The organism is Streptomyces sp. NPDC024687 (assembly GCF_055559055.1).
In genome coordinates this window covers 248,480-274,455 of sequence record NZ_JBVHLJ010000010.1, presented here as the reverse complement: position 1 = coordinate 274,455, position 25,976 = coordinate 248,480, and the positions used below count along the sequence as shown (strand labels likewise).

Genomic DNA, 25,976 nt, shown 5'->3' with positions numbered 1-25,976 from the left:
GGCTGAACCGGAGGGGGGCCGCCGTGGCGGCCCCCCTCCGGTTCAGCCGCCCGCGATGACCGAGGCCAGGAAGTCGTCCACTCTGACCTCTTCCCGTCCCGGCGGCACGATCTCGCGGGTCTCGCGCAGGAAGGCCGCCAGGGCAGGGGCCCACGCGAAGACGACGGCGTGCTGGCGGCCGCCGTCGGGGCGGGCGTCGCCGAAGAACTCCATGCGCAGCTCCTCCCAGACACCGGTCGAGACGGGGCTGAGCCGCACGTCCCCGACCCCGACCGGACCGCGCAGGCCCTCGGCGAGCATCTCCCGGTCCAGCCGCCACCGCGCCAGCACCCGGCCGTCATGGCTGAACACCGCGGTGACGGCGAACGGGTCCGCCGCGTCGTACCCCAGGTGGGCGAGCACGGGGCACCGGCCCGTGCCGCCCGCCTGCAGTTGCACGACGAGAGTCTTGTGCGCGGTTCTGTGGGCGAAGGAGTTCACCTGGAGGCCTCCGGAAAGAACGACGTAGAGCCCTCTAGTACCCCTCCTGCGCCCAAGATGCTCAGCCGTCCGGGTGATTTGCCTTCGCACCGCGCAGGGCCGTGATGCACGAGGCGATGGCCTGCTGGAGTTCCTCCAGTTGCTGGACCATGTCGTCCTCGTAGAAGTCCTGGGCGTCGTCGAAGGTCAGCTCCTCGAACACCTTGGTGGCCTTCTGGAGGCTGTTGTAGAACTTCGTCCGCCGCTCCTGGACCCGGAGTTCGGGATCGGCCTCCACGGCCTCGGCGACGAGGGACTTCATGGTGTCGAAGGCCTCGGCCGCCCACTCGCCGGTGTCCTCGTCCTCCTCCAGCTCCTCAAGGAGCGACAGGTGCCGCTCGGCCTCCTGGCGCAGGTCCACGGGCGCGTCGATGGTCTGCCCGGCCGGCGTCCTGACCTGCCCGGACTCGGCGATCTGGCGGACGTATCCGATCCGGTCGGCCGCCCTGCTCTCGGTGGCCACGGCCTTCTTCAGGTCGTCCGTGCGCACCACGTCACGGGCCAGCGAGGCCTGGAGCTCAGGGTCCTCCTTGATCCGGTCGAGGAGCGCGCTGCGCGCGGCCCGGGCGGTGGAGGGGTCCGCGAGGATCGCGGCGCGCAGTGCGGTCGGGTTCTCGGCGACCTCCAGGGCCTTCGTCGGCCGGATGCCCTCGGCCTGAGCGGCCTCGGCGATGGCGGTGCCGCGCTCGGAGGTCGCGCTGTTGCGGGAGACGTAGTAGTCGAGCCACACGTCCGCGTCCGGCAGCTCCACCTCCTGGCCCGGCGCCAGCGCCTCGAAGTGCGGGACCATGCCGTCGTCGGCGGCCCGGTCCCAGGCCTTGTAGTAACGCATGACGCGCTCGGGCGAGCAGCCGGCGAGCTCGGCGAACTCCTTCGCGGACACCTTCGGTGTCTCGGCCGCGCTCTGGCCGCCGGGCCGCACGCTGCGAGCCACCATCAGGGCGAAGGCCCATCCGCCGGTCCGCGCGTAGACCCCGAACTCGCGGGCGTCGCGCGCGACGAGGTCGGACAGGGGCGCGCCGGACGTCTCGGCCGGGGTCTCGGAGGACGTCTCGGACGGGTCGATCGCTAGGGTCACGGGTGTTTCTCCTGGGCAGGCTCGTTCGGACCGCACGAAGTGCGGGTCGGAAGCCTATTGCACTCCCCAGGCACCGCCCCGGCGGTCGGCCCGCTCAGGCGAACGCGTCGCGCAGCGCGGGCAGCAGCGTCTTCTCCGACCAGTCGAGGAACTCCGGCTGCGAGTCGCCGCCGATCTGCACCAGCGCGACCTCGGTGAAACCCGCCTCCGCGTACGGCCGTACGGCCTCGACGAAGGCGTCGGGGTCGTCACCGCACGGGATCGACGCCGCGACGTCGTCGGGCGTGACGAACTGGGTGGCCGACTCGAACGCGTCCGGGTGCGGCAGCTCCGAGTTGACCTTCCAGCCGTTGCCGAACCAGCGGAACTGGGAGTGAGCCCGCTTGATCGCCGTGTCCCGGTCGGGGTCGTAGCAGACGGGCAGCTGCCCCACCCGCGGCTTGCCCTCGCCGCCGTTGCGGTCGAACGCGTCGAGCAGGCCCGCCTTGGGCTCCGTGGCGATGACGAGGTCGGCGAGACGGCCGGCCAGGGCGCACGACTGCTCGCCGGAGACGGCAAGCCCGATCTGCGGCGGCTCGTCCGGCAGGTCCCACAGCCGGGCCGACTCCACGTCGAAGTGCTTTCCCCGGTGGTTGACATGACCGCCCTCGAACAGCGCGCGGATGATCTCCACCGCCTCTTCCAGCATCTCGTGCCGCACGTCGGCCGACGGCCAGCCACCGCCCACCACATGCTCGTTGAGGTTCTCGCCCGAGCCCAGTCCCAGCCGGAACCGGCCCTCCGACAGCAGCTGCATGGTCGCCGCCTTCTGCGCCACCACCGCCGGGTGATAGCGGAAGGAGGGACAGGTCACGTACGTCATCAGCGGAATGCGCGAGGTCGCCTGGGCGGCCGCCCCGAGCACACTCCACGCGTACGGCGAGTGTCCCTGCGTCCGCAGCCACGGGAAGTAGTGGTCCGAGGTCACGGAGAAGTCGTAACCCACCTCCTCGGCCCGCACCACATGGCCCACCAGCTCACGGGGGCCGGCCTGCTCGGTCATCATCGTGTATCCGATTTGCACCATGGGATCCGAGTCCCCGGTGACCGGAGGGGAAAACGGGCTTCCGAGGCCCTCTCGATCAAGACCGGTGAACGGGGAGAGGATGTGCCCATGAGTTCCCTGCCCACGAGCACCCCCGCCGCCCAGGGCGTCGACGCGGCCGGCATCCAGGCATTTCTCGACGCCCTCGAAGCCGAACCGCACCTCGAGCCGCACAGCCTGATGCTGCTGCGTCACGGGCAGGTCGTCGCCTCCGGCTGGTGGGCGCCGTACGTCCCGGACCGGCCCCAGCTCCTCTACTCGCTCAGCAAGAGCTTCACGGCCACGGCCGCCGGGTTCGCCGTCGCCGAAGGCCTGATTCGGCTGGACGACCCGGTGATCTCGTACTTCCCGGAGTTCGAGGCCGACGTCACCGACCCGCGCAGCCGCGCGATGCTCGTCCGGCACGTGGCGTCGATGGCCAGCGGCCATGTGGAGGAGACGCTGGACCGGGCGCGCGCACAGGACCGCGACGAGCTCGTCCGGGGCTTCCTGCTGGTCCCGCCGGACAAGGACCCGGGCACCGTCTTCGCCTACAACCAGCCCGCCACCTACACCCTCGCCGCGATCGTCCAGCGGGTCACGGGCCAGAAGCTCACCGACTACCTGCGGCCCCGGCTGTTCGAGCCGCTCGGCATCGGCGAGGTGGCCTGGATCGCCGACCGCGGCGGCCGCGAGCTCGGCTTCAGCGGACTGCACGCCACGACCGACGCCATCGCCCGGCTGGGCCAGCTGTATCTGCGGGGCGGGGTATGGGAGGGCGAGCGGCTGCTGCCTGAGTCGTGGGTGGCCGAGGCGACCCGGGTCCAGATCGCGCACGAGGCACCGCCGCTGGGCGACTGGGCGGACTGGCAGCAGGGCTACGGCTTCCAGTTCTGGATGGCCCGGCACGGCTACCGCGGGGACGGGGCGTACGGGCAGTTCTGTGTGGTGCTGCCCGAGCAGGACGCGGTGCTCGCGATCACCTCCGAGACCCTGGACATGCAGAAGGTCCTGGACCTGGTGTGGGAGCACCTGCTCCCCGCCTTCGGTACCGGCCCGTTGCCCGGCGGTGGGGCGGCGGACGCGGCCCTGGCCGACCGGCTGGCAGGACTCGCCCTACCCCCGGCGGAGGGCAAGACCGCTCCCACGGGGAGCACCGGCGTGTTCACGCCCTCCGGCGGTACGTGCGCCGACCAGCCGACTCTGACCGCGATCGAGGTGGACCCGGGCGGCCGGGTGACCCTCGTCGAAGACGGCGAGCGGCTGGAACTGGGGCTCGGTGCCGGGGAGAGCGGCTGGACGGTCGTCGACGAGCCCGTACCCGTCGCGGTGAGCGGCGGCTGGACCGACGCGGGGACCCTCGCCCTCGACCTGGCGTTCCTGGAGACCCCGCACCACCTGCTGGTGACGTGCGCGCTCCGCGACGGGACGTTCACCGCGCGCTGGCGCACCCAGCCCCTGCACGGCGGTCCGCTGCTGCGGCGGATGCGGGCGCCGCGCTCAGTCTGAGGGCACGCGGAGGGTGCTCAGGAAGGTGTCCAGCGCCTCCTGGTTCGCGTCGTCGTTCCAGTCGGCCGCCGGGGTCGTCCAGCGCAGTGAGTAGCCGCGGCCCCCGCCGATGAGGAAACCGCGGCCGAAGGTGCGCACCCGGGTGCCGTCGACGTCCTCGACCCACTGCATGTCGGCGGCCTTGCGGTCCTGGTACGTCGTCGCGCGGATGTCACCGAGGCGCTCGTAGCCGGGGTGGTCCTTCAGCCCCGGCTCCACGTCCTCGCGCCACACCGCCACGGCATCGGTGCCGACGGCCTTGCTGTAGGTGACGGCGAGCGTGCGCGGGTCACCGGGGGCGCCGAAGGTGACGCGGTACGCCAGGTTCTCCTGGCGCGAGGTCTCCAGCGGCTTCCAGCCCTTGGGCAGGGCGAGGGAGAAGCCCTCGGGGGAGCGGTACTCGCTGTACCCGGGCGGCAGCCCCGTACCCGCGGTGGCGGTGGCCGTCCTGCTGGGGCTCGGGGTGGGCGTCGGCGACGCGGGCGGGCCGGAGTTCTCGTCGGTGCGGTTTCCGGGGGCGGTGAACGACGGGGAGGGGAGCTCGGGCGCCGGGGCGGGCGCGGAGGCGGAGGCCGACGCGGACGGGGCGGGCGCCTCGCCGGTCGTCCCGCTGTCGCCGTCGGGCAGTGCCTTGGTGACCGTGAGGACGGCGGCGGCCACCGTGACGACGGCCAGAGCGGTCCCCGCGATGAGGAGCCGACTGCCGCGGCCCGGGGCCACGCCGGGCAGGACGCGCAGCCGGGACCTGGGCTCCTCCACAGGGGCCGCGTCGGGATCCTCGTCGAGGACCCTCAGGAGGGCGCCCCGTACGGCCGTGCGGCTCAGCCGTTCCTGGGAGTTCTTGCGCAGCAGCCCCTGCACGGTCGGCGTGAGCGGCCCGGCCCGCACCGGGGCCCTGAGAGGCAGCCGGTCGACCCCCTTCAGGGTGGCTGCGGGACGGTCGCGGTCACGGAACGGCGGACGTCCCTCGACCAGCGTGTAGAGGATCGCGCCGAGCGCCCACAGGTCGGCGGCCGGCCCGATGCGCTCGTCACGGGCCTGTTCCGGGGAGGCGTACGACGGTGCCGCGAGTCGCGGGGCGAGGGTCGCGCCGGCCAGACCGAAGCCCGTGACGACGACGGAACCCTGATGGTGCACGAACACCTGGCCCGGACTGAGCTCACCGTGGGTGATGCCCTCGCTGTGTGCCGCATCCAGCACCTCCAGCAGCTCCAGGCCGATGCGGGCCGCCCGCACATGGTCGAACGTCCCCTGCCGCCCGAGGAGTTCCCCCAGCGGGATGCCGTCGACCGGCTCGGTGACGGTCCACAGGCTGCCCTCCTGAGCGAAGGCGTCCACGACCGCGGCGATCCGGCCGGGGGACAGGATCCGCATGGTCTTGGACATCCGGACGACTCCCGCGGCGGTGCGCAGCGAGGTCTCCTCGTCCGTGCCGGCCGGCAGCCCGATCTCGGTGAGCAGGCAGGGGCGTTCGGTGGAGACGTCCTCGCCGTACCAGCAGGTCCGGTTGGTCTCGCGGTGCAGGACGTCCAGGGGCCGGTACCGTCCTGCGACCAACTCGTGTGTGGAGACGTGCGCCTTGACCATGTCATCCCTCGCTGAACCCCTGGCTCTCACCTTTCACAGAGGTACGGCGGGTGCGGCGGGGTGTGTTCAATCAAATCGGCAACCGAGGGAATCCGCTTTCCGTATGCTCGATTTCTGACTCACAAGTCAGTAGAACGAACGCAGTCGAACACCTCTCTCACCGCACCTCCCTCACCGCAGCCCGAACCGCCCGGCCCAGGCCATCACGTCGGCGGTCGTCGCGTTGCCGCCGCACACGACGAGACCCAGCCGGCAGTCCTCCCCGACCCGCTCCAGCACCTTGCGGGCGGCGGGCAGGAGGCACCCCGCCGCGGGTTCGCCCCACACCTTGGCGTGGTCGGCGAGGTCGAGGCAGCCCCGCACGGCCTCCCGGTCCGGCACGACGAGGACCTCGGTGACCAGAGCCGCCACATGGTCGTACGTCAGCTGCGAGACGGACGGCGCGCTCAGCGTGGACACGACGGAGGACAGCGCCACCGGCACCGGCCCGCCCGCGGCGAGCGCCCGGGACATGGCCTCGGCGCCCTCGGTCTCCACCCCCCAGACCCTGACACCGGGACGACGCGCCCGCAGCGCCGCCGCGACCCCGGCGATCAGACCACCGCCCCCGACGCTGACGAGGACGTCGGTGAGCTCGTCCGCGTCCTCGGCGAACTCCAGTCCCACCGTCCCCTGCCCCGCGATCACCAGCGGGTCGTCGAAGGGGTGGACCAGCGTCAGTCCCTCGTCCCGCAGCCGGTTCACGAGCGAGAAGGCGCCGTCCATGTCGTCGGTCAGCCGCAGCGAGGCCCCGGTCGCCTCGACGATCTCCACGGACCGGGCGGGCGCCGAACGCGGCATGACCACCGTCGCCTTGACGTCGAGCGCCGCCGCCATGTGGGCCAGGGCGATCCCGTGGTTGCCGCCGCTGACCGCCACGACCCCGACCGCCCGCTCCGCCTCGCTCAGCGACAGCAGCTTGGCCGTCGCACCGCGCGCCTTGAACGAGCCGGTGCGCTGGAGCAGTTCGAGCTTGACGGTGACCGGAGCGCCGAACAGCGCGGACAGACCGGGGCTGGGCAGGGTGGGAGTACGTACGACATGTCCGGCGATCAGCCCGGCCTGCCGCTCGATGTCAGCGATCCCGATCAAGGCGGTTCCTTCCGGCGGGGAGTGCTCTTCTCGAACCCTGTCCCCGCGGGCGGCGCAGGTCAACCGGCCCTCAGAGATCGCGCCGCAGCAGGTAGTCCAGCAAAGGACGCAGCTGGTACGCCGTCTCCGCGACCGCGAGGTGACGGCGTGATTCGGCGAGCGCGGCCGATCTGCCGCCGCCCTGCTCGATCAGGGCCGCGATCTCGGGCAGGGGCCCGTCCGACTCCAGGAGCCGCCCCAGCCGCGCCGCCGCGGGAGTAGGCGAGTCGAGCGCGGCCAGCACCGGGAACGTCTTCTTCCGTTCCCGCAGATCGCCGTGCACGGGCTTGCCCGTGACCAGGGGATCGCCCCAGATGCCCAGGACGTCGTCGACGATCTGGAAGGCGACCCCCAGATGCCGTCCCGCCCGGTCCAGGGCGGCCACCTCGGCCGGGGGCGCCCCGCCGAGCAGGGCGCCCAGCGCCGCCGCGCAGCCCAGCAGTGCCCCGGTCTTGTGCTCGGCCATGGCCCGGTACTCCGTCGGCCGCACCCGCTCCGGTCCCGTCCAGGGGCGCGTGGCGAACAGGAGGTCGTCCGTCTGCCCCCGTACCAGGTCGGACAGGGCAGCGGACAGCAGGCGTACGGCGTCGGAGCCGGCGTCGGCGAGGGTCTCGACGGCGAGCGCGAACAGGGCGTCTCCCGCGAGGACGGCGGGGCCGGTGCCGTAGGCCTTCCACACCGTGGGGCGGCCGCGCCGGGCCGGGTCGCCGTCCATGATGTCGTCGTGGAGCAGCGAGAAGACGTGCACCAGCTCCACCGCGACCGCCGCGGGCACCCCGGCCCGCCCGGGCGCGCCGGCCGCCTCGGCACCCAGCACGGCGAGCGCCTGCCGTACCCCCTTGCCCCCGGAGGCCTCGGCCGGGGCGCCGCCGACCTCGCACCAGCCGAAGGAGTAGGCGGCCATCTCGCTCACCCAGGGGTGCAGCCGACCGACCGCCTCCTGGAGCGCCGGCTGCACCAACTCGCGGCAGCGGGTGAGGACTTCGGGAACGGCGACGGTCGTCACAGAACCGCCTCCGTCCGCACGCCGAACTCCTCCTGGGCCCGCGTCACCATCTCCCGCGCGTGTCGCAGCCCGGTCCGCTCCAGCACGCGGGCCAGGTCGTCCAGTTCGGCGGCGGTCTCGGCGCGGTCGCGGCCCAGGCGGGCCAGTGCCTTGGCGAGCCCCAGCCGGGCCAAAGCCTCCCCGCGAGGTTCGCTCATGGCACGGAACTCGGCGAGCGCCTGCTCGTACAGGTCGCGGGCCTCCGGGTAACGCCCCGCCCGGTAGAAGACGTTGCCGCGCATCTTGTGGTTGTAGGCGAGCGCGCTGGACAGGTTCATCTCCCGGCACGTCGCCTCCGCCTCGGACAGCAGCGCGAGGGCCCGGTCGGTGTCGCCGTCGCGCACCGAGGCGAGGTCGGCCAGCCCGCGCAGCGCCCAGGCGTGACCGCGCCGGTCGTCGGCGCCCGCGGCGATCTGCGCCGCCTCCTCGAACATGGCGAACGCGGTGTCGTACGAGCCGGTGTTGCGGTGCATCTGCGCGATGCCGGACAGCGCCCACACCGTGTGCCGTGCCTCGCCGCGCCGCCTGGCCTCGGCCAGCAACTGCTCGTGCAGCCGGCCGACGGCCTCGTAGTCGCCCTGGATACGGCCGGTCTCGGCAAGACCCGCCAGCGAGTAACCGCGCACCACGACATCCCCGCCCCGCTCGCCGAGCTCGGCCGCGAGCCCCAACAGCCGCCGGGCCAGGGAGAACTGGCCCCGTTGCCGGGCGAGTGTGCCGCCGCTCCACATCGCCCAGGCCATGCCCGCGGTGTCCCCGGCCCGGCGGGCGGCCCGGTAACTCGCCTTCCAGGCCCGGTCGGCGTCGGCGACCCGGCCGAGCCTGCGCTGCGCCTCGGCGACCGCGAGTCCGGACCGGGCCGCCTCCCCGTGCCGTCCGGCCCGCTCGGCCGCTCTCAACTGCTCGGTGCCGGCGGCCAGGACGTCGTCCAGCGAGGAGTTCACGGAGAGAACGGTGAGCGCGCCCTGGTACTCCGGGGCGAATGCCTTGCCGTACATGTATGCCTTTCCGTCCGTATACACCCCATCTCTACATGCGATGTATACATGGTGCGTATAGCGCCGTGAAAATGAGCCCCGACCCGGAGGCCGGGGCGTCGTTCGTTGCCGGTCAAGACGTGGACGGAGCCGGACGGGTTGCCTGTGAGGCGCAGATCACTGCCCGGGCCTCAGTGCTGCTGCGCCTTCTGCGGGGTCACCTCGCTCGGCCGTACGACGACATAGCCCGAACCCTGCAGCATCAGCTGCACCGCCTCGCCCGAACCGCCGCGCAGCATCGAGCCGATGGACTGCGAGCGGTGCAGCGAGGTGTTGAGGCCCGCCGTCCAGCCGACCACCGCGTCGGTGTCGACGTACACGGGGAACTCCGGCGAGACCGGGATCACCAGCGGGTTGCCCTCGCAGACGAGACCGAGCCTGCCGTGGCCCGTGAAGACGCTGTTGAACAGACCGCCGCCGGCGATGCCGGCGCCCTTGACGGTCGAGATCCGGTACGCAAGCGAGGCGTCGAAACACAGGACGTTGCGGCCGTTGACCGTGAACTCGTCGCCCTGTTCCACATCGACGACGAAACAGTTCTGTGCCTCGTGCGCGAACCATGCCTCGCCTTGTCCGCGCACCGCCATCAGCGGCAGTCCCTCGCCGGTCATGGCCCGCTTGAGCATGCCGCCCACGCCCTGGCCCTTGCGCTCGAACTGGAGATTGCCGCGGTAGGCGACCATCGCCCCCTGACGGGCGAGCATCTCGCCGTGCACCGTGTACCGGATGCACTTGGCGTTCTCGACCGTCATGCCCGGCGCGGTGGCCGGCTGCACCATGTGCTCACTGGAAAAGAGGTCACCCTTCATGGGGGCATCCTGGCCCGGAGGGATCCCCTCCGCCAAGATCCCGTCCGGTACGGGAGTCAGGCGCCGAACAGTTGGGTCCAGTACGTGCCCGCCGGGCCGCCGCCCGCGAACCCGATCCCGATGTGGGTGAAGCCGGGCTTGAGGATGTTGGCGCGGTGACCGGGGCTGTTCATCCAGCCCTCGACGACCTCGCCGGCGGAGCGCTGGCCGCACGCGATGTTCTCCCCGATCGAGCGGCGGCCGGAGCCCGCGGCGGCGGCCCGGTCCCAGGGCTGGGTGCCCTCCGGCGAGGTGTGGGAGTAGAAGGCGCGGACCGCCATGTCGGTGCTGTACGCCTGTGCGGCACGGGCCAGCAGGGGATCGACGGCGAGCGGCGGCAGCCCGGTGCGGGCGCGCTCGCGGTTGGTGAGGCCGACGACCTCCTCGCAGGTTCGCGCCAGGTCGGCGGGGGTGAGCGGCCTGGCCCACAGGGCTGTCCAGTACGTGTCGCCGGAGCGCCCCTTGGTGGCATGCGCCAGTCCGACGTGGCGGAAGGCCGGATCGTGCAGGGTCCGCCGGGGCTGCACGCTGCGCAGACAGTACTCGACGAGCTCGGACGGGTTGCGGGGGCCGGAGACGAGGTGCTCGCCGACGGTGACGTACGCGTATCCGGCGGCGGTGAGCCGCTGGAAGACGGAGACACCGTCGGGGCCCTCGACACCGAGCCGGCCCGCGGAGGCCATGGCCGAGGCGTGGCGGCGGGCGGCTTCGGTGAGCCGGGGATCGAGCGTGACCGGGGGTGAACCGGCCGTGGAGCGAGCAGAGTTGACGAGTGAGAGGAAGGTGGCCAGATCGGGGGCGGGCGCGGCAGCGGGCGGTGCTCCCGGTGCCGTGGGCGTCGCCCGCGCCGGGGTAGGAGCGACAGGGCCAGTCCTCGATGGCGAGGGTGACCCCGCAGGGTGCGCTCCCGCAGCGGCCGGGGGTGCGGTGGCCCGCGCTGTCCCCGGTGCCGTCAGCGACGCGGAAGGCGTCGCGGGCGTCGGTGTGTCGTCCACGACGTCCACCCCGAAGTCCCGCGCCAGCCCCGTGAGCCCGTCCGCGTACCCCTGTCCGAGCGCCCGCAGCTTCCAGCCGTCGCCCCGCCGGTAGATCTCCGCGAGCAGCAGCACGGTCTCCTGCCGGGGCCGCGGTGGCGCGAACCGGGCCAGCGGGCGTCCGCCGGGGCCCGTGACCTGGAGGACCGGGGCGGGCAGCCGACCCAGGGGAGTGCCGGGGTCGGCCGGGCTGACGACCACCGTGACCTTGGCGGCGCCCGCGCGCAGTCGCCGGGGATCGACGGTCATCGCGTCACCGGAGAGCCGGGCGCCGGGCGCGGCGGGCTGGTTGTAGAACACGAAATCCGCGTCGCCCCGAACCTTGCCGCCCTCGTCCGTGACGAGGGCGGAGACATCGAAGGGGCCGGACACCCGCACGGTGACGGCCCCCTCGGGGAGGGGCAGATTGCCCCCGGGGGCCAACTCGCTCATCGTGCCGCCCTGATGTCGTCGTTCGCCGGGAGAACGCACACCGGGGCACAGGGGTTCCCGGAGCGCGTCAGTCCAGCGTGAGCGCCGGCGCCATGTCCTCGTGCCGCTCCACCGGAGCCTTGCCGCGCGGAGCCTTGACCGTCTTGACCGCCTTGCCGCAGAACGCGGAGTCCAGGGTGCGCAGCATCGTGTTGAGGACCGTGCCGTTGTTGGACGTGTTGGCGACCGCCGCGAGCGTGCGCTTGCCGTCCTTCGAGGCGAACGCGTACGTGTAGAAGCCCTGCACGGCACCGGTGTGCCCGTACACCGAGACCCCGCACGACAGATCACGGCGGCGCAGCCCGAGACCGTACGCCTGGCTGCTTCCCGACGGCATCCACCGTTCCATCTGGGCCAGTTGCGCGGCCGAGGTGAGCCGGCCGCCGAGCAGGGCGGACAGGAAGGTGTTCAGGTCCCGGGTGCTGGAGATGAGCGCGCCCGCGCTCTGCGCCCACGACACCGTCTGTTCGGTCGCGTCGACGAGCGGGGCGCCCGCCTGGTCCGGGGTCAGATAGCCGCGCGCGTGAGGGCCGGGGATCTTCATGCCGGGGTGGACGTAGAACGTGTCGCTCAGCTTCAGCGGCTCGATGATCCGGTGCTCGTACTCGGTTCGCACCGGGTTCCCGGTCAGCTTCTCGATGAGCATCCCGGCGACGACGAAGTTGGTGTTCGAGTACGCGTACACTGCACCCGGCGCGTTGCTGCGCGGGTGCTGCAGTGAGAGGTTCACCAGTTCCCCGGGGGTGAAGACCTTCTTGCGGACCGCCTCGAAGCCCGGGACCGTCTTGGCGAACATGTCGTTCGTGTAGTCGTACAGGCCGCTGCGGTGGCCCAGGAGGTGCCGCACCGTGATCCGGTCGTCCGGCAGCAGCCCGGGCAGGTACCGGTTGACCGGCGCGTCGAGCTTCAGCTTGTTCTCCTCCACCAGTTGGAGCAGGACGACGGCGGTGAAGGTCTTGGTGACGCTGCCGATGCGGAACCGGTCGGCGTCGCTCATCGCCCGCGCGCTCGAGCGGTCCGCGACGCCGACCGCGGCCCGGAACACCGTGCCCCCGTCGTCGATCCGGGCCATGGACCCCGGCGCGCCCTGCGCCTGAGCCGCACTCAACACACTCCGCACACCCGCGAGGTCCACCGCGGGAGCGCCGGGTGACTCGGCGTGGGCGGGGACCGCGAGAAGGGGCAGCAGAACCGCTCCGGCCACCGTCCCGACCACCACTCGTGCTGATGTCATACGGCTCTTCTCCTTCACTGGTCACAGCAACGGCACAGCCAATCCTGCTTCTTTTATTGACGTCGGAAAAGAATCCCCCTAGGTTCCCGGTCATGCGCCCCGCCACCCGCGCCGAGACCTTCCCCGCCAACACCCCTGCCGCCTCACAGGTGTTCACGACCGTCCTGTCCCACGGTCCCCTCACCCGTCTGGAGGTGGCCCGGCGTGTCGGACTGTCACCGGCCGCCGTCACCAAGGCGGTCCGCCCCCTCATCGAGGCCGGGTACCTGGTGGAGGGCGCGGACGAGGAGGCCCGGCCCGCTCTCGGCCGGCCCGCGAACCTCGTCCGGGTCGACGGCGGACGGGCCCTGTTCATCGGCGTCAAGGTCACCGGCGACGAGATCATCGGGGTTCTCACCGACCTGTGCTGCCGTATCCGAGTCGCCCGGCACCTGCCCCTGCCCGACCGCGACCCGAGGACGGTGCTCGCGAGTATCGCGGAGCTCACCCAGAAGCTCCTGGCCGAGACGGACGGCGCGACCACCCCCGTCCTGGGCCTCGGCATAGCCGTCTCCGGCGACGTCGACCGGGCCGAGGGCACCGTCCGCTACTCACCGTTCCTGGAGTGGCGCGAGGTCTCGCTCGCCGAACTCGCCGCCATGACCACGGGGTTGCCGGTCACCGTCGACAACGACGTACGCGCCCTCACGGTCGCCGAGCAGTGGTTCGGCGCCGGGGCGGGCCTGTCCGACTTCGCCGTGGTCACTGTGGGCGCCGGCATCGGCTGCGGCCTGGTGGTGCACGGCCGGGTGGTCGCCGGGGCGCACGGGGTGGCCGGGGAGATCGGCCATGTGACCGTCGATCCGTCCGGTCCGCTCTGCCACTGCGGCAACCGCGGCTGCGTCGAGGCGATCGCGGGCGAGGCCGCGATCCTCCGGCAGGTCCGGGAGGCCACCGGCGCCGAACTCCCCGACGCCCGAGCGGCCCTCGCCCTGGCCCGCGAGGGTGTCGCCGGGGCCCGGGACGTGTACGCGCGCGCGGGGGAGGCGATCGGCCGGGGCATCGCCACCGTCGCCAACCTCCTCGGCCCCGAACGCGTGATCATCTCCGGCGAGGGGCTCGCCGCCTACGACCTGTTCGCCGAGCAGATCCGCGACGCCTTCGTCGCGGCCGCCTTCGGCTCCGCCGCCCGCTGCGACGTCCGCACCCACCCGCTGCCCTTCGAGGAGTGGGCGCGCGGAGCCGCCGCCACCGCCATCCAGTCCTTCATCAGCCCGGACCCGAGCCGATAGCAACCCGCACCCCGTCCGCACCCTATTGGAGGTACGACCCATGTGGTCATCCTCGTACTTCGCCATGCCCGCCAGAGCCCTGCTGGTGCTCGCGCTCACCGCGGTCGCCGCCCCCACCGCGCACGCCGCCGACACCCCGGCGCCCGCCCCCGCCGCCAAGCCCTACATGGGCTGGTCCAGCTGGAGCATGCAGTCCTCCAAATACCCCGGCCTCAACCCTGATGGCGACTACAGCTACCTCACCGAGGCCAACGTCCTGAAGCAGACCGACGCCCTGGCCGCCAGGCTGAAGAAGTACGGCTACGAATACGTCAACATCGACGCCGGCTGGTGGATGGACAAGACCTGGAAGTCCGGGTTCGACCAGTACGGCCGCCAGAAGCCCGACCCGGTCCGCTTCCCGCACGGCATGAAGGCCGTCGCCGACCGCATCCACGCCAAGGGCCTCAAGGCCGGCATCTATCTCCCGGCCGGCCTGGAGAAGGGGGCCTACGGCGACGGCAAGACACCGGTCTGGAACGCCGAGGGCTGCACCACCGCCGACATCGTCTACGACGACCTGCGCACCACCAACGGCTGGGACAGCTCCTACAAACTCGACTTCTCCAAGCCGTGCACGAGCAAGTACATCGACTCCCAGGCCCAGTTGCTCGCCGACTGGGGCTATGACTTCCTCAAGCTCGACGGCGTCGGCCCCGGCTCAGGGAAGAGCGGTGACCAGTACGACAACGTTGCCGACGTGGCCGCCTGGCACCGGGCGATAGCCGCGACCGGCCGCCCGATCCACCTCGAAGTCAGCTGGTCCCTCGACATCGGACACGCCGCCGACTGGAAGAAGTACTCGCAGGGCTGGCGCATCGACACCGACGTGGAGTGCTACTGCAACACCCTGGTCAGCTGGGAGAACTCGGTCGACGACCGCTGGGACGACACCCCCGCCTGGACCCGGCACGCCGGACCCGGCGGCTGGAACGACCTCGACTCCCTCGACGTCGGCAACGGGCAGATGGACGGCCTGACCAAGGCCGAACGGCAGAGCTACGCCACCCTGTGGGCCGTCGCCAAGTCCCCCCTCTACACCGGCGACGACCTCACCCGCCTCGACTCCTACGGCCTGTCCCTGCTGACCAACCGCGAGGTCATCGCGGTCGACCAGGGCCCCAACCCGCCCGCACAGCCGGTCACCCCGTCCGACCCGCAGCAGGTCTGGGCCGCCAAGAACACCGACGGCACCTACACCGTCGCCCTGTTCAACCTCGCCGACGCCCCCGCCGCCGTCACCGCCGACTGGAGCACCCTCGGCTTCACCGGCAAGGCGTCCGTCCACGACCTGTGGAACCACGAGAACCTCAGCAGCTACACGAACAAGGTCACCCAGGCCCTGCCCGCCCACGGCTCGCGCCTGTTCACGGTCACCCCGCGCGGCACCGCGGTCGCCCTCACGGGACTTGAGGCCGAGTCCGCCGCGAACACCCTCAAGGGCAACGCCTCCGTGGCCGACTGCTCCGCCTGCTCGAACGGGAAGAAGGTCGGCAACTTGTACCTCGGAGGCGCCCTGACCTTCAACGACGTCGTCGTCGCCAAGGCCGGCACCTACCAGATCAAGGTCTCCTACATCAGCGGCGACGCCCGCTCGGTGGACATCTCGGCGAACGGCGGCGGCGCCACCCGCCACAAGCTCCCCGCCACCGGCGACTGGGGCACCGTGTCGAGCGTGTACGTGCCCATGACGCTCAAGGCCGGCGCCAACACGATCACCTTCGACAGCGGCACCGGTTACGCGCCGGACATCGACCGGATCGACGTACCCAAGTCCTGATCAAGCGGAATCGACGTACCGAAGCCCTGATCCGGCGACGTACCGAAGTCCTTTCCGAGCCTCCAGGAGCCGCCATGACCCCCGCCACCATGCCCCCCTCCAGACGCGGTGTCCTCGCGCTCACCGCCGCGCTCGCCGCCCTGCCCACGTTCACGGCGACCGCGGCACCGCAGCGACCCGCCGGCTCACCCGCCCTCGACGCCGACCCGCGCCACCGGCTCTGGTGGCAGGCCCCCGCCGACGAGCACTCGATGATCGAACAGGGCCTGCCCGTCGGCAACGGCCGCCTCGGCGCCCTCGTGAGCAACGACCCCGGCCGTGAACTCCTCCTCGTCACCGACGCCACGATGTGGACCGGCGGCCCGAACGACACCCTCGACGCCGACGGCCAGTTCCCCTACGGCCGCCAGGACTTCGGCTCCTTCACCCTGCTGGCCCGGCTCACCGTGGACATCCCCGACCACGACCTGTCCGCCGTCTCCGGCTACCGCCGCACCCTCGACCTCGCACGGGGCGTGAACGAGACCTCGTACGTCCGCTCCGGCGTCACCTACCGGCGTCAGATCTTCGCCAGCCACCCCGACGACGTCATCGTGCTGCACTTCACCCAGAGCGGAGGAGGCCGCTACACCGGCACGATCACGCTGGAGGGAACCCATGGCGAGGAGCCCGCGGTCTCCTTCGGGGCCGCCCTCCCCAACGGTCTGAGATACGGGGCCGCGATCGCGGCGTACGGCTCCGGCGGCCGCGTCACCGTGGAGGGCCCGCACATCGGATTCACCGGGTGCGGGGAACTCACCGTCGTCCTGAGCGGGGGCACCAACTACACGCCCGACGCCGCCGCCCACTTCCGCGACTCCTCCCTCGACCCGCACAAGCTCGCCCGCACCAAGGTCCGCGCGACCGCCCGCCACTCGGCGAACACCCTGCTCCGCACCCACACCGCCGACCACCACGCCCTGTTCGGGCAGTTGGACGTCTCGCTCGGCACCTCCTCCGCCGAGCAGCGCTCCCTCGACACCTGGGAGCGCCTGCGCGCCCGCGCCCGGGACGCGGTCCCCGACCCCGAACTGGAGGCCCAGTACCTCCAGTTCGGCCGCTACCTGATGATCGCGGCCTCCCGCGGCAGCCTGCCGCTGAACCTGCAGGGGCTGTGGCTCGACGGCAACGACCCCGACTGGATGGGCGACTACCACACCGACATCAACATCCAGATGAACTACTGGGCGGCCGACCGGGCCGGTCTGCCCCAGTGCTTCGACGCGTTCACGGACTACTGCGTCGCCCAGCTGCCGTCCTGGACCGACCTCACGCGCAGACTGTTCAACGACCCGCGCAACCGCTACCGCAACTCCACGGGGAAGAACGCCGGCTGGACGGTGGCCATCTCCACCAACCTCTTCGGCGGGGGCGGCTGGTGGTGGCACCCGGCGGGCAACGCCTGGCTGTGCAACTCGCTCTGGGAGCACTACGAGTTCACCGCCTCCCGGCCCCATCTGGAGAAGATCTATCCCCTTCTGAAGGGCGCCTGCGAGTTCTGGGAGGCGCGCCTGCTGACCATGACCCTCCCGGGCACCTCACGGGAGGTCCTGGTCGCCGACAGCGACTGGTCGCCCGAGCACGGCCCCCTCGACGCCAAGGGCATCACCTACGCCCAGGAACTCGTATGGGCGCTGTTCGGCAACTACTGCACGGCCGCAGCCCAGTTGAAGAAGGACACCGAGTTCGCCGCCACGATCGTCGGCCTCCGCAAACGTCTCCACCTTCCGCAGGTCAGCCCCACCACCGGCTGGCTGGAGGAGTGGATGTCCCCCGACAACCTCGGCGAGACCACCCACCGACACCTGTCCCCGCTCGTCGGGCTCTTCCCCGGCGACCGCATCCGCCCCGACGGCTCCACCCCGGCCGACATCGTCGAGGGCGCCACCGCCCTGCTCACCGCACGCGGCATGGAGAGCTTCGGCTGGGCCAACGCCTGGCGCGCCCTGTGCTGGGCCCGGCTGAAGAACGCCGACCACGCCTACCAGCTCGTCGTCAACAACCTCCGGCCCTCCGACGGGGGCAGCAACGGCACCGCCTTCAACCTCTTCGACATCTATCAGGTGGAACAGGGCCGCGGAATCTTTCAGATCGACGCGAATCTGGGTACCCCTGCGGCAATGATCGAGATGCTGCTCTACTCCCGCCCCGGCCACCTGGAACTCCTGCCCGCTCTGCCCGAGGCCTGGGCCGCCTCCGGCTCCCTCAGCGGAGCGCACGCCCGCGGCGGCTTCGTCGTCGATCTACGCTGGCGGGATGGGAAACCGACCGAAGCACGGATCCGCAGCACCGGCGGCCGCACCACGACGGTCGCCCACGCGGGAAGCGTCCGGACGGTGACACTGAAGCCAGGAGCCACGGTCACCCTGAAGGGCTTCGACCGATGAGGCGCCGGACGGCCCGTGGGGCCCGGTTCGTCGCCGTCACGATCGCCGCCGCGGCCCTCCAGCCCACGCCCGCACCGGCCGCTGTCGGCCCGCCCGACGGGGTGATCACCTGGGGTGCGAGCGCCTACGCCATCGGTGACTCGGCCGCCGACCGCGGCTACCGCATGGTCGTCCACACCAGCGTCGGCGGCCGGGACCCCCGCATCCGGCTCTCCAACGCGTTCGGCCACCAGCCGGTCACCTTCGACAGCGTCTACGCCGGCCTCCAGCTGAAGGACGCCGCGCTGGTGCGCGGCACCAACCGGCGGCTCACCTTCGAGGGTTCCTCCTCCGTCACCGTGGAGCCCGGCGCCACGGTGTACAGCGACCCGCTGCCCGGCACACTGGCCGCCGGATCGAACCTCGTCGTCAGCCTCCACACCCCGGACGCCGCGGGCCCGGTCACCGGCCACTCGATGGCCCTGCAGACGTCGTACGCCACCCAGGGCGACCACACCGCCGAGGAGAGCGGCGCCCACTGGACCGAGCGCATCGGGTCGTGGTTCTACCTCGACGCGGTCTCCGTGCGCACGCCCGCGGCCACCGGAGCCGTGGTCGCGCTCGGCGACTCCATCACCGACGGCTGGCAGTCCACGTCCGACCTGAACCGCCGCTGGCCCGACTACCTCGCCCGCCGCCTGCAGAAAGCGCACAGCACGGTCAAGGGGGTGGCCGACGAAGGGATCTCAGGCAACAAGGTGCTGTCCGACGGGGCCGGACCGAGCGCCCTGAACCGGCTGGACCGGGACGTGCTCTCCCAGCCGGGCGTGCGGACCGTGTTCCTCTTCGAAGGTGTCAACGACCTCAAGGCCCACAGCGGCGTCACCGCGCCGGATCTGATCGCCGGGTACCGCGAGATCGTCGACCGGGCCCACGACGCCGGCGTGTGCGTGGTCGTCTCCACCATCGCCCCCTTCAAGGGCTGGCCGGAATGGGACCCGGCCGCCGAGGCCGTACGGAAAAACGTCAACGACTTCATCAGGAGCCACCGCGACGAGTTCGACGCGGTCACCGACTTCGACCGCATCCTGCGCAGCCCCTACGACCACGAGCGGATGCTCCCCGTCTTCGACGGCGGGGACCACATCCACCCCAACGACAAGGGGATGCAGGCCATGGCGGACTCCGTCGACCTGAACAGCCTGGACTGCGCACGCCATTGAGGGATCGTCAGTCGTGGACCGTCGTCTCCGGGACGATCAGCCCCTCGCGGTAGGCGACGGCCACGGCCTCGGTGCGGCTCGCCGCACCCAGCTTGCCCAGGATGTTGGACACGTGCACACTCGCCGTCTTGCCGGTGATGAACAGCTCCTCGCCGATCTGGCGGTTGCTGCGCCCCCGGGCGAGCAGCCGCAGCACGTCCTGCTCGCGGGCGGTGAGCGGCGACGCGGTGGGCGGGCCCTTGGCCAGCCTGCCGCGCCGCATCAACTCGTCCACGTGCTCCAGCAGGACCGTGGCACCGAGCCGGGCGAACACCTCACGCGCCGCACGGGCCTCGGCCGCGGCCTCCTCACGCCGGTCGGCGGCGAGCAGCGCCTCGGCGTACCGCAGCCGGCAGCGCGCCGGTTCGTACACGTCACCGAAGTCGAACGCGGCGACCGCCTTCTCCCAGGCCTCCGGGTCCGGACCCGACAGGGCCCGTGTCCACTCCGCCTCCGCCCGGGCCAGCCAGGCCTGTCCCTCCGGGCCCTGCGGTATCCCGTGCTCGCCGTGCGCGGCGGTGGTCCTGGCCAGCTCGACCAGCTCGGTCGCGGTCTCCGCCCAGCGAAGGGCCCCGGCCCGGTCCCCCTTGCGGCGCAGATCGTCGGCCCGGTCGGCGACCGCGGACAACGCGAGGGTGGCCAGCCGGACGGTGACATGAGGAAGGGCGCCCGTGTCGTCGGTCAGCGCCCCGACAGTGGACCGCATCCGCTCCACGGCGTCCTCCGCATCGCCCCGCAGCGCCGCCGCGTCGGTCAGCGCGATGCCCGCGACGAGCGTGGCCATCCAGTCGAAGGGCCCCTCCAGCAGGGCCCGCGCCCGGTCGGTGGCCCTGAGGTCGCCGCGCGCGAGCCCGACGTACAGCGCGGGCGCCATCGTGTACCCGCCGGCCGCGGGCAGCACGTCGGCATCGGCGTGCGCCGCCCGGACACAGTCGTCCCAGCGGCCCAGGGTGTAGAGCACCAGGAGCTGCAGGTAGCGCATCTCCATCGGATACGGCGACGACAGCAGCCCTGTGCGGCGGGCCCGGTCCAGCCCTTCGGTGAGCCAGGGCAGGCACTCGTCGAGGTGCCCGGACTCGAAGCAGCCGACGGCGAGATTGAACAGCGCGCGCATCTCCACGGGTGTACTGCCCGCCCGCCGGGCAAGCTCCCGGGCCTGCCGCAACCGCTCCCGCCCCGTCTCCGTGCGGCGGCCGCCGCCCTCGAGGACGGCCAGGGAGATCAGCAGATCCGCCTGGGCGTCCGGCACGCCCAACTGCTCGGCGGTGCCGAGGGCCTGCCGGGCGACCCGCAGCGCGACCTCGTTCTCGCCGACGTGCCGGGCCGCCATCACATGGGTAGCCGCGGCCCACACCCAGGTACGGGACGGGGGATCGGCGGGGATCATGGCGAGCGCCTCGCTGCTGTAGGCGAAGGCCGCGGTGAGGTTGTCGACGCTCATCAGGTTCCCGGCGAGGGTGTAGCGCACCCGGGCGGCGAGTTCGGAGTCCGCCTCCTGGCCGACACCGGCGAGCGCGGCGCGGGTGAGGGAGACCGCCCGGTGCAGTTCGCCGGTGTGCGCGGCCGCCGCCGAGGCCCGCAGCATCAGCCGTACCCGGTCGACGCCCTCACCGGAGGGCCGCGCGGACGGCTCCACCGCGGACCACAGGTCGAGGGCCGCTTCCAGATGCCGTAGCTCCTCGGCGGGCGCCCCCACCCGCTGGGCGTGGTCCGCTGCATCCAAGGAGGCGGCGAGCGCGGAGGCGAGGTCATGGCTCTCGCGGTAGTGATGGGCCCGCTCCGCCGCGCTCTCGGCCCGGCGCCCGCGCCCGTCGAGCAGCCGGGCGAACGCCCCGTGCAGCCGCGCCCGCTCACCCGGCAGCAGATCGCCGTACACCGCCTCACGGGCGAGGGCGTGCCGGAACGCGTACGTGTCCTGCTCGCCGGGCACCAGCAGCTGCCGCCCGATGGCCTCGCGCAGGGCCGCTTCCAGCTCCTCCTCGGGCAGTCGTACGGCATCCCGCAACAGGTCGTGCTCGACGCGCCGCCCGGCCACTGCGGCGGTGCGCAGCACCTGCTGAGCGGTGTCGGACAGCTGCTCGAACCGGATCAGCAGCACATCGGCGAGCCCACTGGGCACTCCGCCCTCCCCGCTCCCCGTGGCGGCGAGGAGCTCCTCGGCGTAGAAGGCGTTGCCCTCGGCCCGCTCGACGATCCGCCGCACGGTGGTGTCCGGCAGCGGCCCCTCGCGCAGGGCCCGTACCAGCCGGGCCACCTCGCCGTCGGCCATCGGCCGCAGCTCCAGCCGCTCGACGGCGGGCAGCCGCACGAGCTCGGCGAGCAGCGGCCGCAGCGGATGACGCCGGTGCAGGTCGTCCGCCCGGTACGAAGCGAAAACGGCGAGCCTGTGCGTGGGCGCCCCACCTGCCGACCGCTGGAGGATCCCCCGGCTGAGCAGGAACCGCAGCAGATCACGGGACGACTGATCGGCCCAGTGCAGATCCTCCAGTACCAGCAGCAGGGGAGCGACGTCAGAGAGATCGGCGAGCAGCCCGGCGATCCCCTCGAACAGCCGGAGCCGCCCACCGGAGTCCCCGGTGGAGCCGCCGCCCAACAGCCGCTCCACCACGGGGTAACCGGCAAGAACACCGGCGAACCGCTCGTCCTGCGCGAGCGCCCCCAACACCTCGGTGAACGGCAGATACGGCAGGCCGACATCACCGAGATCCACACAGTGCCCGGTGAGCACCGTCATCCCGGCCGCCGCGGCCCGCCCCGTGACCTCGTCCAGCAGTCGTGTCTTGCCGACCCCGGCGTCCCCGGCGACGAGCACCGCCCGAGCTTCTCCGCCGCGGGCACGCTGCAGCACGCCGGAAAGCCGGGTCAACTCGTCTTCCCGGCCGATGAGAGGCGTACTGATGGAGATCTGCGACACGAATACATCCTGGCACTTGCCTCTGACAGGGGCTTGACCGACCTCAGGGGCGCGGGGCTGTGACGATATGCGGCTCCGCCGCGTGGGCGCGACCAGCCACTACGTACCCGCAGCCGCCATCAGACAGATCGCCCCGAGCTCACCTGCGCAATGTCCGTGCCCAATCCGCCGGCACCCGCCCCGCAGGGCCCGGCGCCGGCTGCGATTCCGGATGACTCACCGGCCCCGCCAACTCCGGCCCCGCCTCGAACATCTCGTTCGTCTCGAAGTTCCAGAACCACTCCTCACCCGGCTCGAAACTCCGCACCAGAGGATGCCCCGAGTCACGGAAGTGCCCCGTCGCGTGCTGCCCGGGCGAGGAGTCACAGCACCCCACGTGCCCGCACTGCGCACACCGCCGCAGATGGAACCACCAGCCACCCGCCGCATCGCACTCCACGCACCCGTCCCCGCTGGGCGGCACGCTCGGGTCGATGCCCTTGACGTCGGTCATTCCGGCTCCTCGGTCGTGTCGTCGTCCACGGCGGTCAGGGGAAGCAGCACCTGGAAGCGGGTGTCGCCCGGCGACGACTCCACCTGCAGCGTCCCGTGGTGCTTGTTGACCACGATCCGCCAGGAGATGTCGAGCCCGAGCCCGGTCCCCTCACCCACCGGCTTGGTGGTGAAGAAGGGGTCGAAGATCCGCCCGCGGATGTCCGCCGGCACCCCGGGCCCGGTGTCCCGGAACTCCACCAGCAGCCGGTCGTGTTCGAGCGCGGTCCGGACGGTCAACGTCCCTTCCCCGCCGGCGCTGTTGATGGCCTGCACCGCGTTGTCGATCAGGTTGGTCCACACCTGGTTGAGCTCGGCCGGGTAGGCCGGGATCCGCGGCAGGGTCCGGTCGTAGTCCTTGACGACCTTGATCTGCTGCCCGATCTTCCCGGACAGCATCAGCAGCGTGCTGTCGAGGAGTTCGTGCACGTCGGCCACCTGGAAGGGCGCCCGGTCCAGCTGGGAGTACTGCTTGGCCGCGTCGACGAGATGGGAGATCCGGTTCGTGGAGTCGTTGATCTCGTCCATCAACAGCTCGGTCTCGACGGTGTAGTTGAGCCAGCCGATCGCGTTCGGCAGGATCTCCTCGTCCACAGCCGCCGCGATCTGGTCCAGCCAGTCGGCGTCGAGGCCGGCCTGTACGAAGGTGGGCGCGATCCGCCAGCCCTCCTGGATGCCGTGGTCGTCGAGCCAGTCGCTGAGCGCGTCCTCCCGGTCGGAGGCCTCCAGCGGGCTCAACGTGGGCGCCTTGGCGACCCGTTCGGCCGTGCGCTCCTGGATGTCGATGAGGTTCGCCATCACCTCGGGGCTGTAGGACCCCTGGGCGATGATCGCGAGCTTGTGCCGCATCTTGCCGACCCGCTCGCGCAGCGTCGCCGTGGCCCGTACGGCGGCCGCGGCCGGGTTGTTGAGCTCGTGCGTGAGACCGGCGGACAACGAGCCGAGCGCCAGCAGCCGTTCCCGCTGTCCGATGGCCCGCTGGGTGTTCTTCGAACCGAAGAACAGCCCCTCCAGCAGATGGACCGCCATCGGGAACCACTCCTGCATGAAGGCCGAGAACGTCTCCGCCGGCAGCACGAAGAACCGCGAGGGCTCGGTGACCCGCATGGAGCCGTTGTAGGTCTGCTGCACCCGGTCACCGAGGTACGCCTGCATGGATCCCGCGTACACCCCGCTCTGGGAGGTGCGGTTGATCTCCACGTCGTCGCCGCCGACCCGACGGGAGAGGACGACCGTGCCCTCGATCATCACGTAGAAGCAGGTGGCGGGCTCACCCTCGGTGTACACCGGGCCCGGCTCGAACTTCTCGACCCGCCCCGCGGCGCACAATTGCCCCAATTGCTCGGGGGAGAGCTTCTCGAACAGGAACAGCGACCCGATCTCCCGGGGGCTGCACGGCATCAGCTGCCCGCTCATGACTGTTCCAGGTACCGGTGGACGAGCATCACGGCCATGGCTCCCTCTCCGACGGCGGACGCGACCCGCTTCGCGGACTCGGCGCGCGCGTCGCCCGCGACGAACACGCCCGGAATGTTGGTCTCCAGGTGGTACGGCGGCCGGTCCAGCTCCCAGTCCGCCGGCGGCCGTCCGTCCGGGGTGAGGTCGGGCCCTGCCAGGATGAAACCGTGCTCGTCCCGCAGCACCGTGCCGTCCAGCCAACTGGTCAGCGGGGCCGCGCCGATGAACACGAACATCCATTGTGCGTCGACCAGTTCGGTCTCACCGGTCTCGGTGTCGCGCAGGGTCAGCTGCTCCAGATGGTCGGAGCCGTGCGCGGCCTCGACGACGGTACGCGCGCGGACCGAGATGTTGGGAGCCTCCTCGATCTGCTGGATCAGATAGTGCGACATCGAGGCGGAGAGGTCGGGGCCGCGCACCAACAGGGTCACCGACTTGGCGCCCCGGGACAGGTACATGGCCGCCTGTCCCGCGGAGTTGGCGCCGCCGACGATGTAGATGTCCTGCCCCTGGCAGGAGGCCGCCTCGGTCAGCGCCGAGCCGTAGAACACCCCGCACCCGGTCAGGTCCGTGCAGCCCGGCGCCTCCAGCTGCCGGTACGACACACCGGTCGCCAGGATCACGCTGTGCGCGGCCACCGCCGACCCGTCCGAGAACCGCACGGTGCGGGCCGCGCCGTTGACCTCCAGGCCCGCCACCTCACGGGCGGTGAGGATCTCCGCGCCGAACTTCGTCGCCTGCCGCCGGGCCCGGTCGGTGAGCTGGGCGCCCGACACACCGTCAGGGAAGCCCAGGTAGTTCTCGATCCGCGAGCTCTGGCCGGCCTGCCCGCCGGTCGCCGAGCGCTCCACGAGCACGGTCCGCAGCCCCTCCGAGGCCCCGTACACCGCAGCGCCGAGCCCGGCCGGGCCGCCGCCGATGACGACGAGGTCGTAGAAGTCGGCGGTCGGGGTCGTGGCGAGGCCCACGTGGGCGGCCAGGTCGGGTGCCTCCGGCTTGACCAGGGGAGTGCCGTCCGGGGTGATCACCACCGGCAACCGCTGTCCGTCCTGGCCCGCGGCGGCCAGCAGCCGCTGCCCCTCGGGCTCGTCCGTGGAGTACCAGCGGTACGGCACCTGGTTGCGGGCCAGGAATTCCCGCACGTCCGAGGAGCGCGCCGACCAGCGGTGTCCGATCACCTTGGTGGCGGGGACGGGCCGGTAGTCGCTGCTGCGCCACGCCTCCAGAAGGTCGTCGAGGACCGGGTAGAGCTTCTCCTCGGGCGGGTCCCAGGGCTTGAGGAGGTAGTGGTCGAGGTCGACGACGTTGATCGCGTCGATCGCCGCGCTGGTGTCCGCGTACGCCGTCAGCAGCACACGGCGGGCGCCCGGATACACGTCCAGGGCCTGTTCGAGGAACTCGATGCCGTTCATCTGCGGCATGCGGTAGTCGGCCAGGATCACCGCCACGAGGTCGCCGCGCAGCTTCAGCTCCCGCAGCGCCTCCAGCGCGGACTCACCGGACTCCGCGCGCACGATCCGGTACGACTCGCCGTAGCGCCGCCGCAGATCACGGGCGACGGCACGGGAGACCCCCGGGTCGTCGTCCACGGTCAGGATGACGGTCCGCGCCGATTCGGCGGCCTGTGCCATACGTCTCCCACCCCGAGCGGTCGGTCAGGGCACGGCGCCCCCCGTGGTCAC

19 protein-coding genes are annotated in these 25,976 nt (G+C 71.8%); 5 read left to right on the top strand and 14 right to left on the bottom strand.

Annotation, left to right across the window (positions count from 1 at the left end):
• Positions 1 to 42: 42 nt before the first annotated feature.
• The 3 genes from ACZ39I_RS33700 to ACZ39I_RS33690 form a co-directional block, all read right to left on the bottom strand.
• Positions 43 to 480, bottom strand: a complete 438-nt coding sequence (locus ACZ39I_RS33700; protein ID WP_467248711.1) for an SsgA family sporulation/cell division regulator — start codon at positions 478 to 480, stop codon at positions 43 to 45.
• Positions 481 to 541: 61 nt separating this feature from the next.
• Positions 542 to 1,597, bottom strand: coding sequence for a hypothetical protein (locus ACZ39I_RS33695; protein ID WP_467248710.1), 1,056 nt, complete (start codon positions 1,595 to 1,597; stop codon positions 542 to 544).
• Positions 1,598 to 1,691: 94 nt separating this feature from the next.
• Positions 1,692 to 2,663, bottom strand: a complete 972-nt coding sequence (locus tag ACZ39I_RS33690; protein WP_403665621.1) for an LLM class F420-dependent oxidoreductase — start codon at positions 2,661 to 2,663, stop codon at positions 1,692 to 1,694.
• 87 nt (positions 2,664 to 2,750) lie between these two features.
• Between ACZ39I_RS33690 and ACZ39I_RS33685 the strand changes: the two genes are divergently transcribed.
• The gene (locus ACZ39I_RS33685; protein ID WP_467248709.1) at positions 2,751 to 4,169 is read left to right on the top strand and encodes a serine hydrolase domain-containing protein; all 1,419 of its coding nucleotides are present in this window, start codon (positions 2,751 to 2,753) and stop codon (positions 4,167 to 4,169) included.
• Here ACZ39I_RS33685 and ACZ39I_RS33680 read toward each other — a convergent pair.
• The 7 genes from ACZ39I_RS33680 to ACZ39I_RS33650 form a co-directional block, all read right to left on the bottom strand.
• Positions 4,161 to 5,795, bottom strand: a complete 1,635-nt coding sequence (locus ACZ39I_RS33680; RefSeq protein WP_467248708.1) for a serine/threonine protein kinase — start codon at positions 5,793 to 5,795, stop codon at positions 4,161 to 4,163. The genes ACZ39I_RS33685 and ACZ39I_RS33680 overlap by 9 nt on opposite strands.
• 171 nt (positions 5,796 to 5,966) lie before the next feature.
• Positions 5,967 to 6,926 carry a threonine/serine dehydratase gene (locus ACZ39I_RS33675; protein WP_467248707.1) on the bottom strand — a complete coding sequence of 320 codons (960 nt, stop codon included), beginning with the start codon at positions 6,924 to 6,926 and terminating at the stop codon, positions 5,967 to 5,969.
• A 70-nt stretch (positions 6,927 to 6,996) separates the two neighbouring features.
• On the bottom strand, positions 6,997 to 7,971 hold the full coding sequence (locus ACZ39I_RS33670) for a polyprenyl synthetase family protein (RefSeq protein WP_467248706.1): 975 nt from the start codon (positions 7,969 to 7,971) through the stop codon (positions 6,997 to 6,999).
• A complete protein-coding gene (locus ACZ39I_RS33665; protein WP_467248705.1) occupies positions 7,968 to 9,008 on the bottom strand; it encodes a tetratricopeptide repeat protein in 1,041 nt (346 codons plus the stop codon). The genes ACZ39I_RS33670 and ACZ39I_RS33665 overlap by 4 nt, the downstream gene beginning before the upstream one ends.
• A 170-nt stretch (positions 9,009 to 9,178) precedes the next feature.
• Entirely contained in the window at positions 9,179 to 9,856 is a 678-nt protein-coding gene (locus ACZ39I_RS33660; RefSeq protein WP_467248704.1) for an AIM24 family protein, read from the bottom strand.
• A 56-nt stretch (positions 9,857 to 9,912) separates the two neighbouring features.
• On the bottom strand, positions 9,913 to 11,361 hold the full coding sequence (locus ACZ39I_RS33655; protein ID WP_467248703.1) for a CAP domain-containing protein: 1,449 nt from the start codon (positions 11,359 to 11,361) through the stop codon (positions 9,913 to 9,915).
• 67 nt (positions 11,362 to 11,428) lie between these two features.
• Positions 11,429 to 12,634 (bottom strand): serine hydrolase domain-containing protein, encoded by a 1,206-nt coding sequence (locus ACZ39I_RS33650; RefSeq protein ID WP_467248702.1) that lies wholly within the window; start codon positions 12,632 to 12,634, stop codon positions 11,429 to 11,431.
• 92 nt (positions 12,635 to 12,726) lie between these two features.
• Here ACZ39I_RS33650 and ACZ39I_RS33645 point away from each other — a divergent pair, with 92 nt between their 5' ends.
• From ACZ39I_RS33645 to ACZ39I_RS33630, 4 genes are all read left to right on the top strand, one after another.
• A complete protein-coding gene (locus tag ACZ39I_RS33645) occupies positions 12,727 to 13,905 on the top strand; it encodes an ROK family protein (RefSeq protein WP_467248701.1) in 1,179 nt (392 codons plus the stop codon).
• 40 nt (positions 13,906 to 13,945) lie between these two features.
• Entirely contained in the window at positions 13,946 to 15,724 is a 1,779-nt protein-coding gene (locus ACZ39I_RS33640) for an alpha-galactosidase D (protein ID WP_467248700.1), read from the top strand.
• 74 nt (positions 15,725 to 15,798) lie between these two features.
• Positions 15,799 to 18,150 carry a glycosyl hydrolase family 95 catalytic domain-containing protein gene (locus ACZ39I_RS33635; protein WP_467248699.1) on the top strand — a complete coding sequence of 784 codons (2,352 nt, stop codon included), beginning with the start codon at positions 15,799 to 15,801 and terminating at the stop codon, positions 18,148 to 18,150.
• A complete protein-coding gene (locus ACZ39I_RS33630; RefSeq protein ID WP_467248698.1) occupies positions 18,147 to 19,352 on the top strand; it encodes an SGNH/GDSL hydrolase family protein in 1,206 nt (401 codons plus the stop codon). Before ACZ39I_RS33635 ends, ACZ39I_RS33630 begins: the two co-directional genes overlap by 4 nt.
• 7 nt (positions 19,353 to 19,359) lie before the next feature.
• Here ACZ39I_RS33630 and ACZ39I_RS33625 read toward each other — a convergent pair whose 3' ends face one another.
• The 4 genes from ACZ39I_RS33625 to ACZ39I_RS33610 form a co-directional block, all read right to left on the bottom strand.
• Positions 19,360 to 22,305: a helix-turn-helix transcriptional regulator gene (locus ACZ39I_RS33625; protein ID WP_467248697.1), complete on the bottom strand. Its 2,946-nt coding sequence runs from the start codon at positions 22,303 to 22,305 to the stop codon at positions 19,360 to 19,362.
• Between the two features lie 139 nt (positions 22,306 to 22,444).
• Complete coding sequence (locus tag ACZ39I_RS33620) at positions 22,445 to 22,798, bottom strand: UBP-type zinc finger domain-containing protein (protein ID WP_467248696.1); 354 nt, start codon at positions 22,796 to 22,798, stop codon at positions 22,445 to 22,447.
• Positions 22,795 to 24,252 (bottom strand): ATP-binding protein, encoded by a 1,458-nt coding sequence (locus tag ACZ39I_RS33615; RefSeq protein ID WP_467248695.1) that lies wholly within the window; start codon positions 24,250 to 24,252, stop codon positions 22,795 to 22,797. The genes ACZ39I_RS33620 and ACZ39I_RS33615 overlap by 4 nt, the downstream gene beginning before the upstream one ends.
• Positions 24,249 to 25,925 carry an NAD(P)/FAD-dependent oxidoreductase gene (locus tag ACZ39I_RS33610; RefSeq protein ID WP_467248694.1) on the bottom strand — a complete coding sequence of 559 codons (1,677 nt, stop codon included), beginning with the start codon at positions 25,923 to 25,925 and terminating at the stop codon, positions 24,249 to 24,251. Before ACZ39I_RS33610 ends, ACZ39I_RS33615 begins: the two co-directional genes overlap by 4 nt.
• Positions 25,926 to 25,976 lie beyond the last annotated feature (51 nt).

What these genes read in the sequence shown, in the direction of transcription:
- ACZ39I_RS33690 (WP_403665621.1), bottom strand. Translation starts at nt 2,663, where the DNA reads ATGGTGCAAATCGGATACACGATGATGACCGAGCAGGCCGGCCCCCGT.
- ACZ39I_RS33685 (WP_467248709.1), top strand. Translation starts at nt 2,751, where the DNA reads ATGAGTTCCCTGCCCACGAGCACCCCCGCCGCCCAGGGCGTCGACGCG.
- ACZ39I_RS33680 (WP_467248708.1), bottom strand. Translation starts at nt 5,795, where the DNA reads ATGGTCAAGGCGCACGTCTCCACACACGAGTTGGTCGCAGGACGGTAC.
- ACZ39I_RS33665 (WP_467248705.1), bottom strand. Translation starts at nt 9,008, where the DNA reads ATGTACGGCAAGGCATTCGCCCCGGAGTACCAGGGCGCGCTCACCGTT.
- ACZ39I_RS33660 (WP_467248704.1), bottom strand. Translation starts at nt 9,856, where the DNA reads ATGAAGGGTGACCTCTTTTCCAGTGAGCACATGGTGCAGCCGGCCACC.
- ACZ39I_RS33655 (WP_467248703.1), bottom strand. Translation starts at nt 11,361, where the DNA reads ATGAGCGAGTTGGCCCCCGGGGGCAATCTGCCCCTCCCCGAGGGGGCC.
- ACZ39I_RS33650 (WP_467248702.1), bottom strand. Translation starts at nt 12,634, where the DNA reads ATGACATCAGCACGAGTGGTGGTCGGGACGGTGGCCGGAGCGGTTCTG.
- ACZ39I_RS33645 (WP_467248701.1), top strand. Translation starts at nt 12,727, where the DNA reads ATGCGCCCCGCCACCCGCGCCGAGACCTTCCCCGCCAACACCCCTGCC.
- ACZ39I_RS33640 (WP_467248700.1), top strand. Translation starts at nt 13,946, where the DNA reads ATGTGGTCATCCTCGTACTTCGCCATGCCCGCCAGAGCCCTGCTGGTG.
- ACZ39I_RS33635 (WP_467248699.1), top strand. Translation starts at nt 15,799, where the DNA reads ATGACCCCCGCCACCATGCCCCCCTCCAGACGCGGTGTCCTCGCGCTC.
- ACZ39I_RS33630 (WP_467248698.1), top strand. Translation starts at nt 18,147, where the DNA reads ATGAGGCGCCGGACGGCCCGTGGGGCCCGGTTCGTCGCCGTCACGATC.
- ACZ39I_RS33620 (WP_467248696.1), bottom strand. Translation starts at nt 22,798, where the DNA reads ATGACCGACGTCAAGGGCATCGACCCGAGCGTGCCGCCCAGCGGGGAC.
- ACZ39I_RS33615 (WP_467248695.1), bottom strand. Translation starts at nt 24,252, where the DNA reads ATGAGCGGGCAGCTGATGCCGTGCAGCCCCCGGGAGATCGGGTCGCTG.
- ACZ39I_RS33610 (WP_467248694.1), bottom strand. Translation starts at nt 25,925, where the DNA reads ATGGCACAGGCCGCCGAATCGGCGCGGACCGTCATCCTGACCGTGGAC.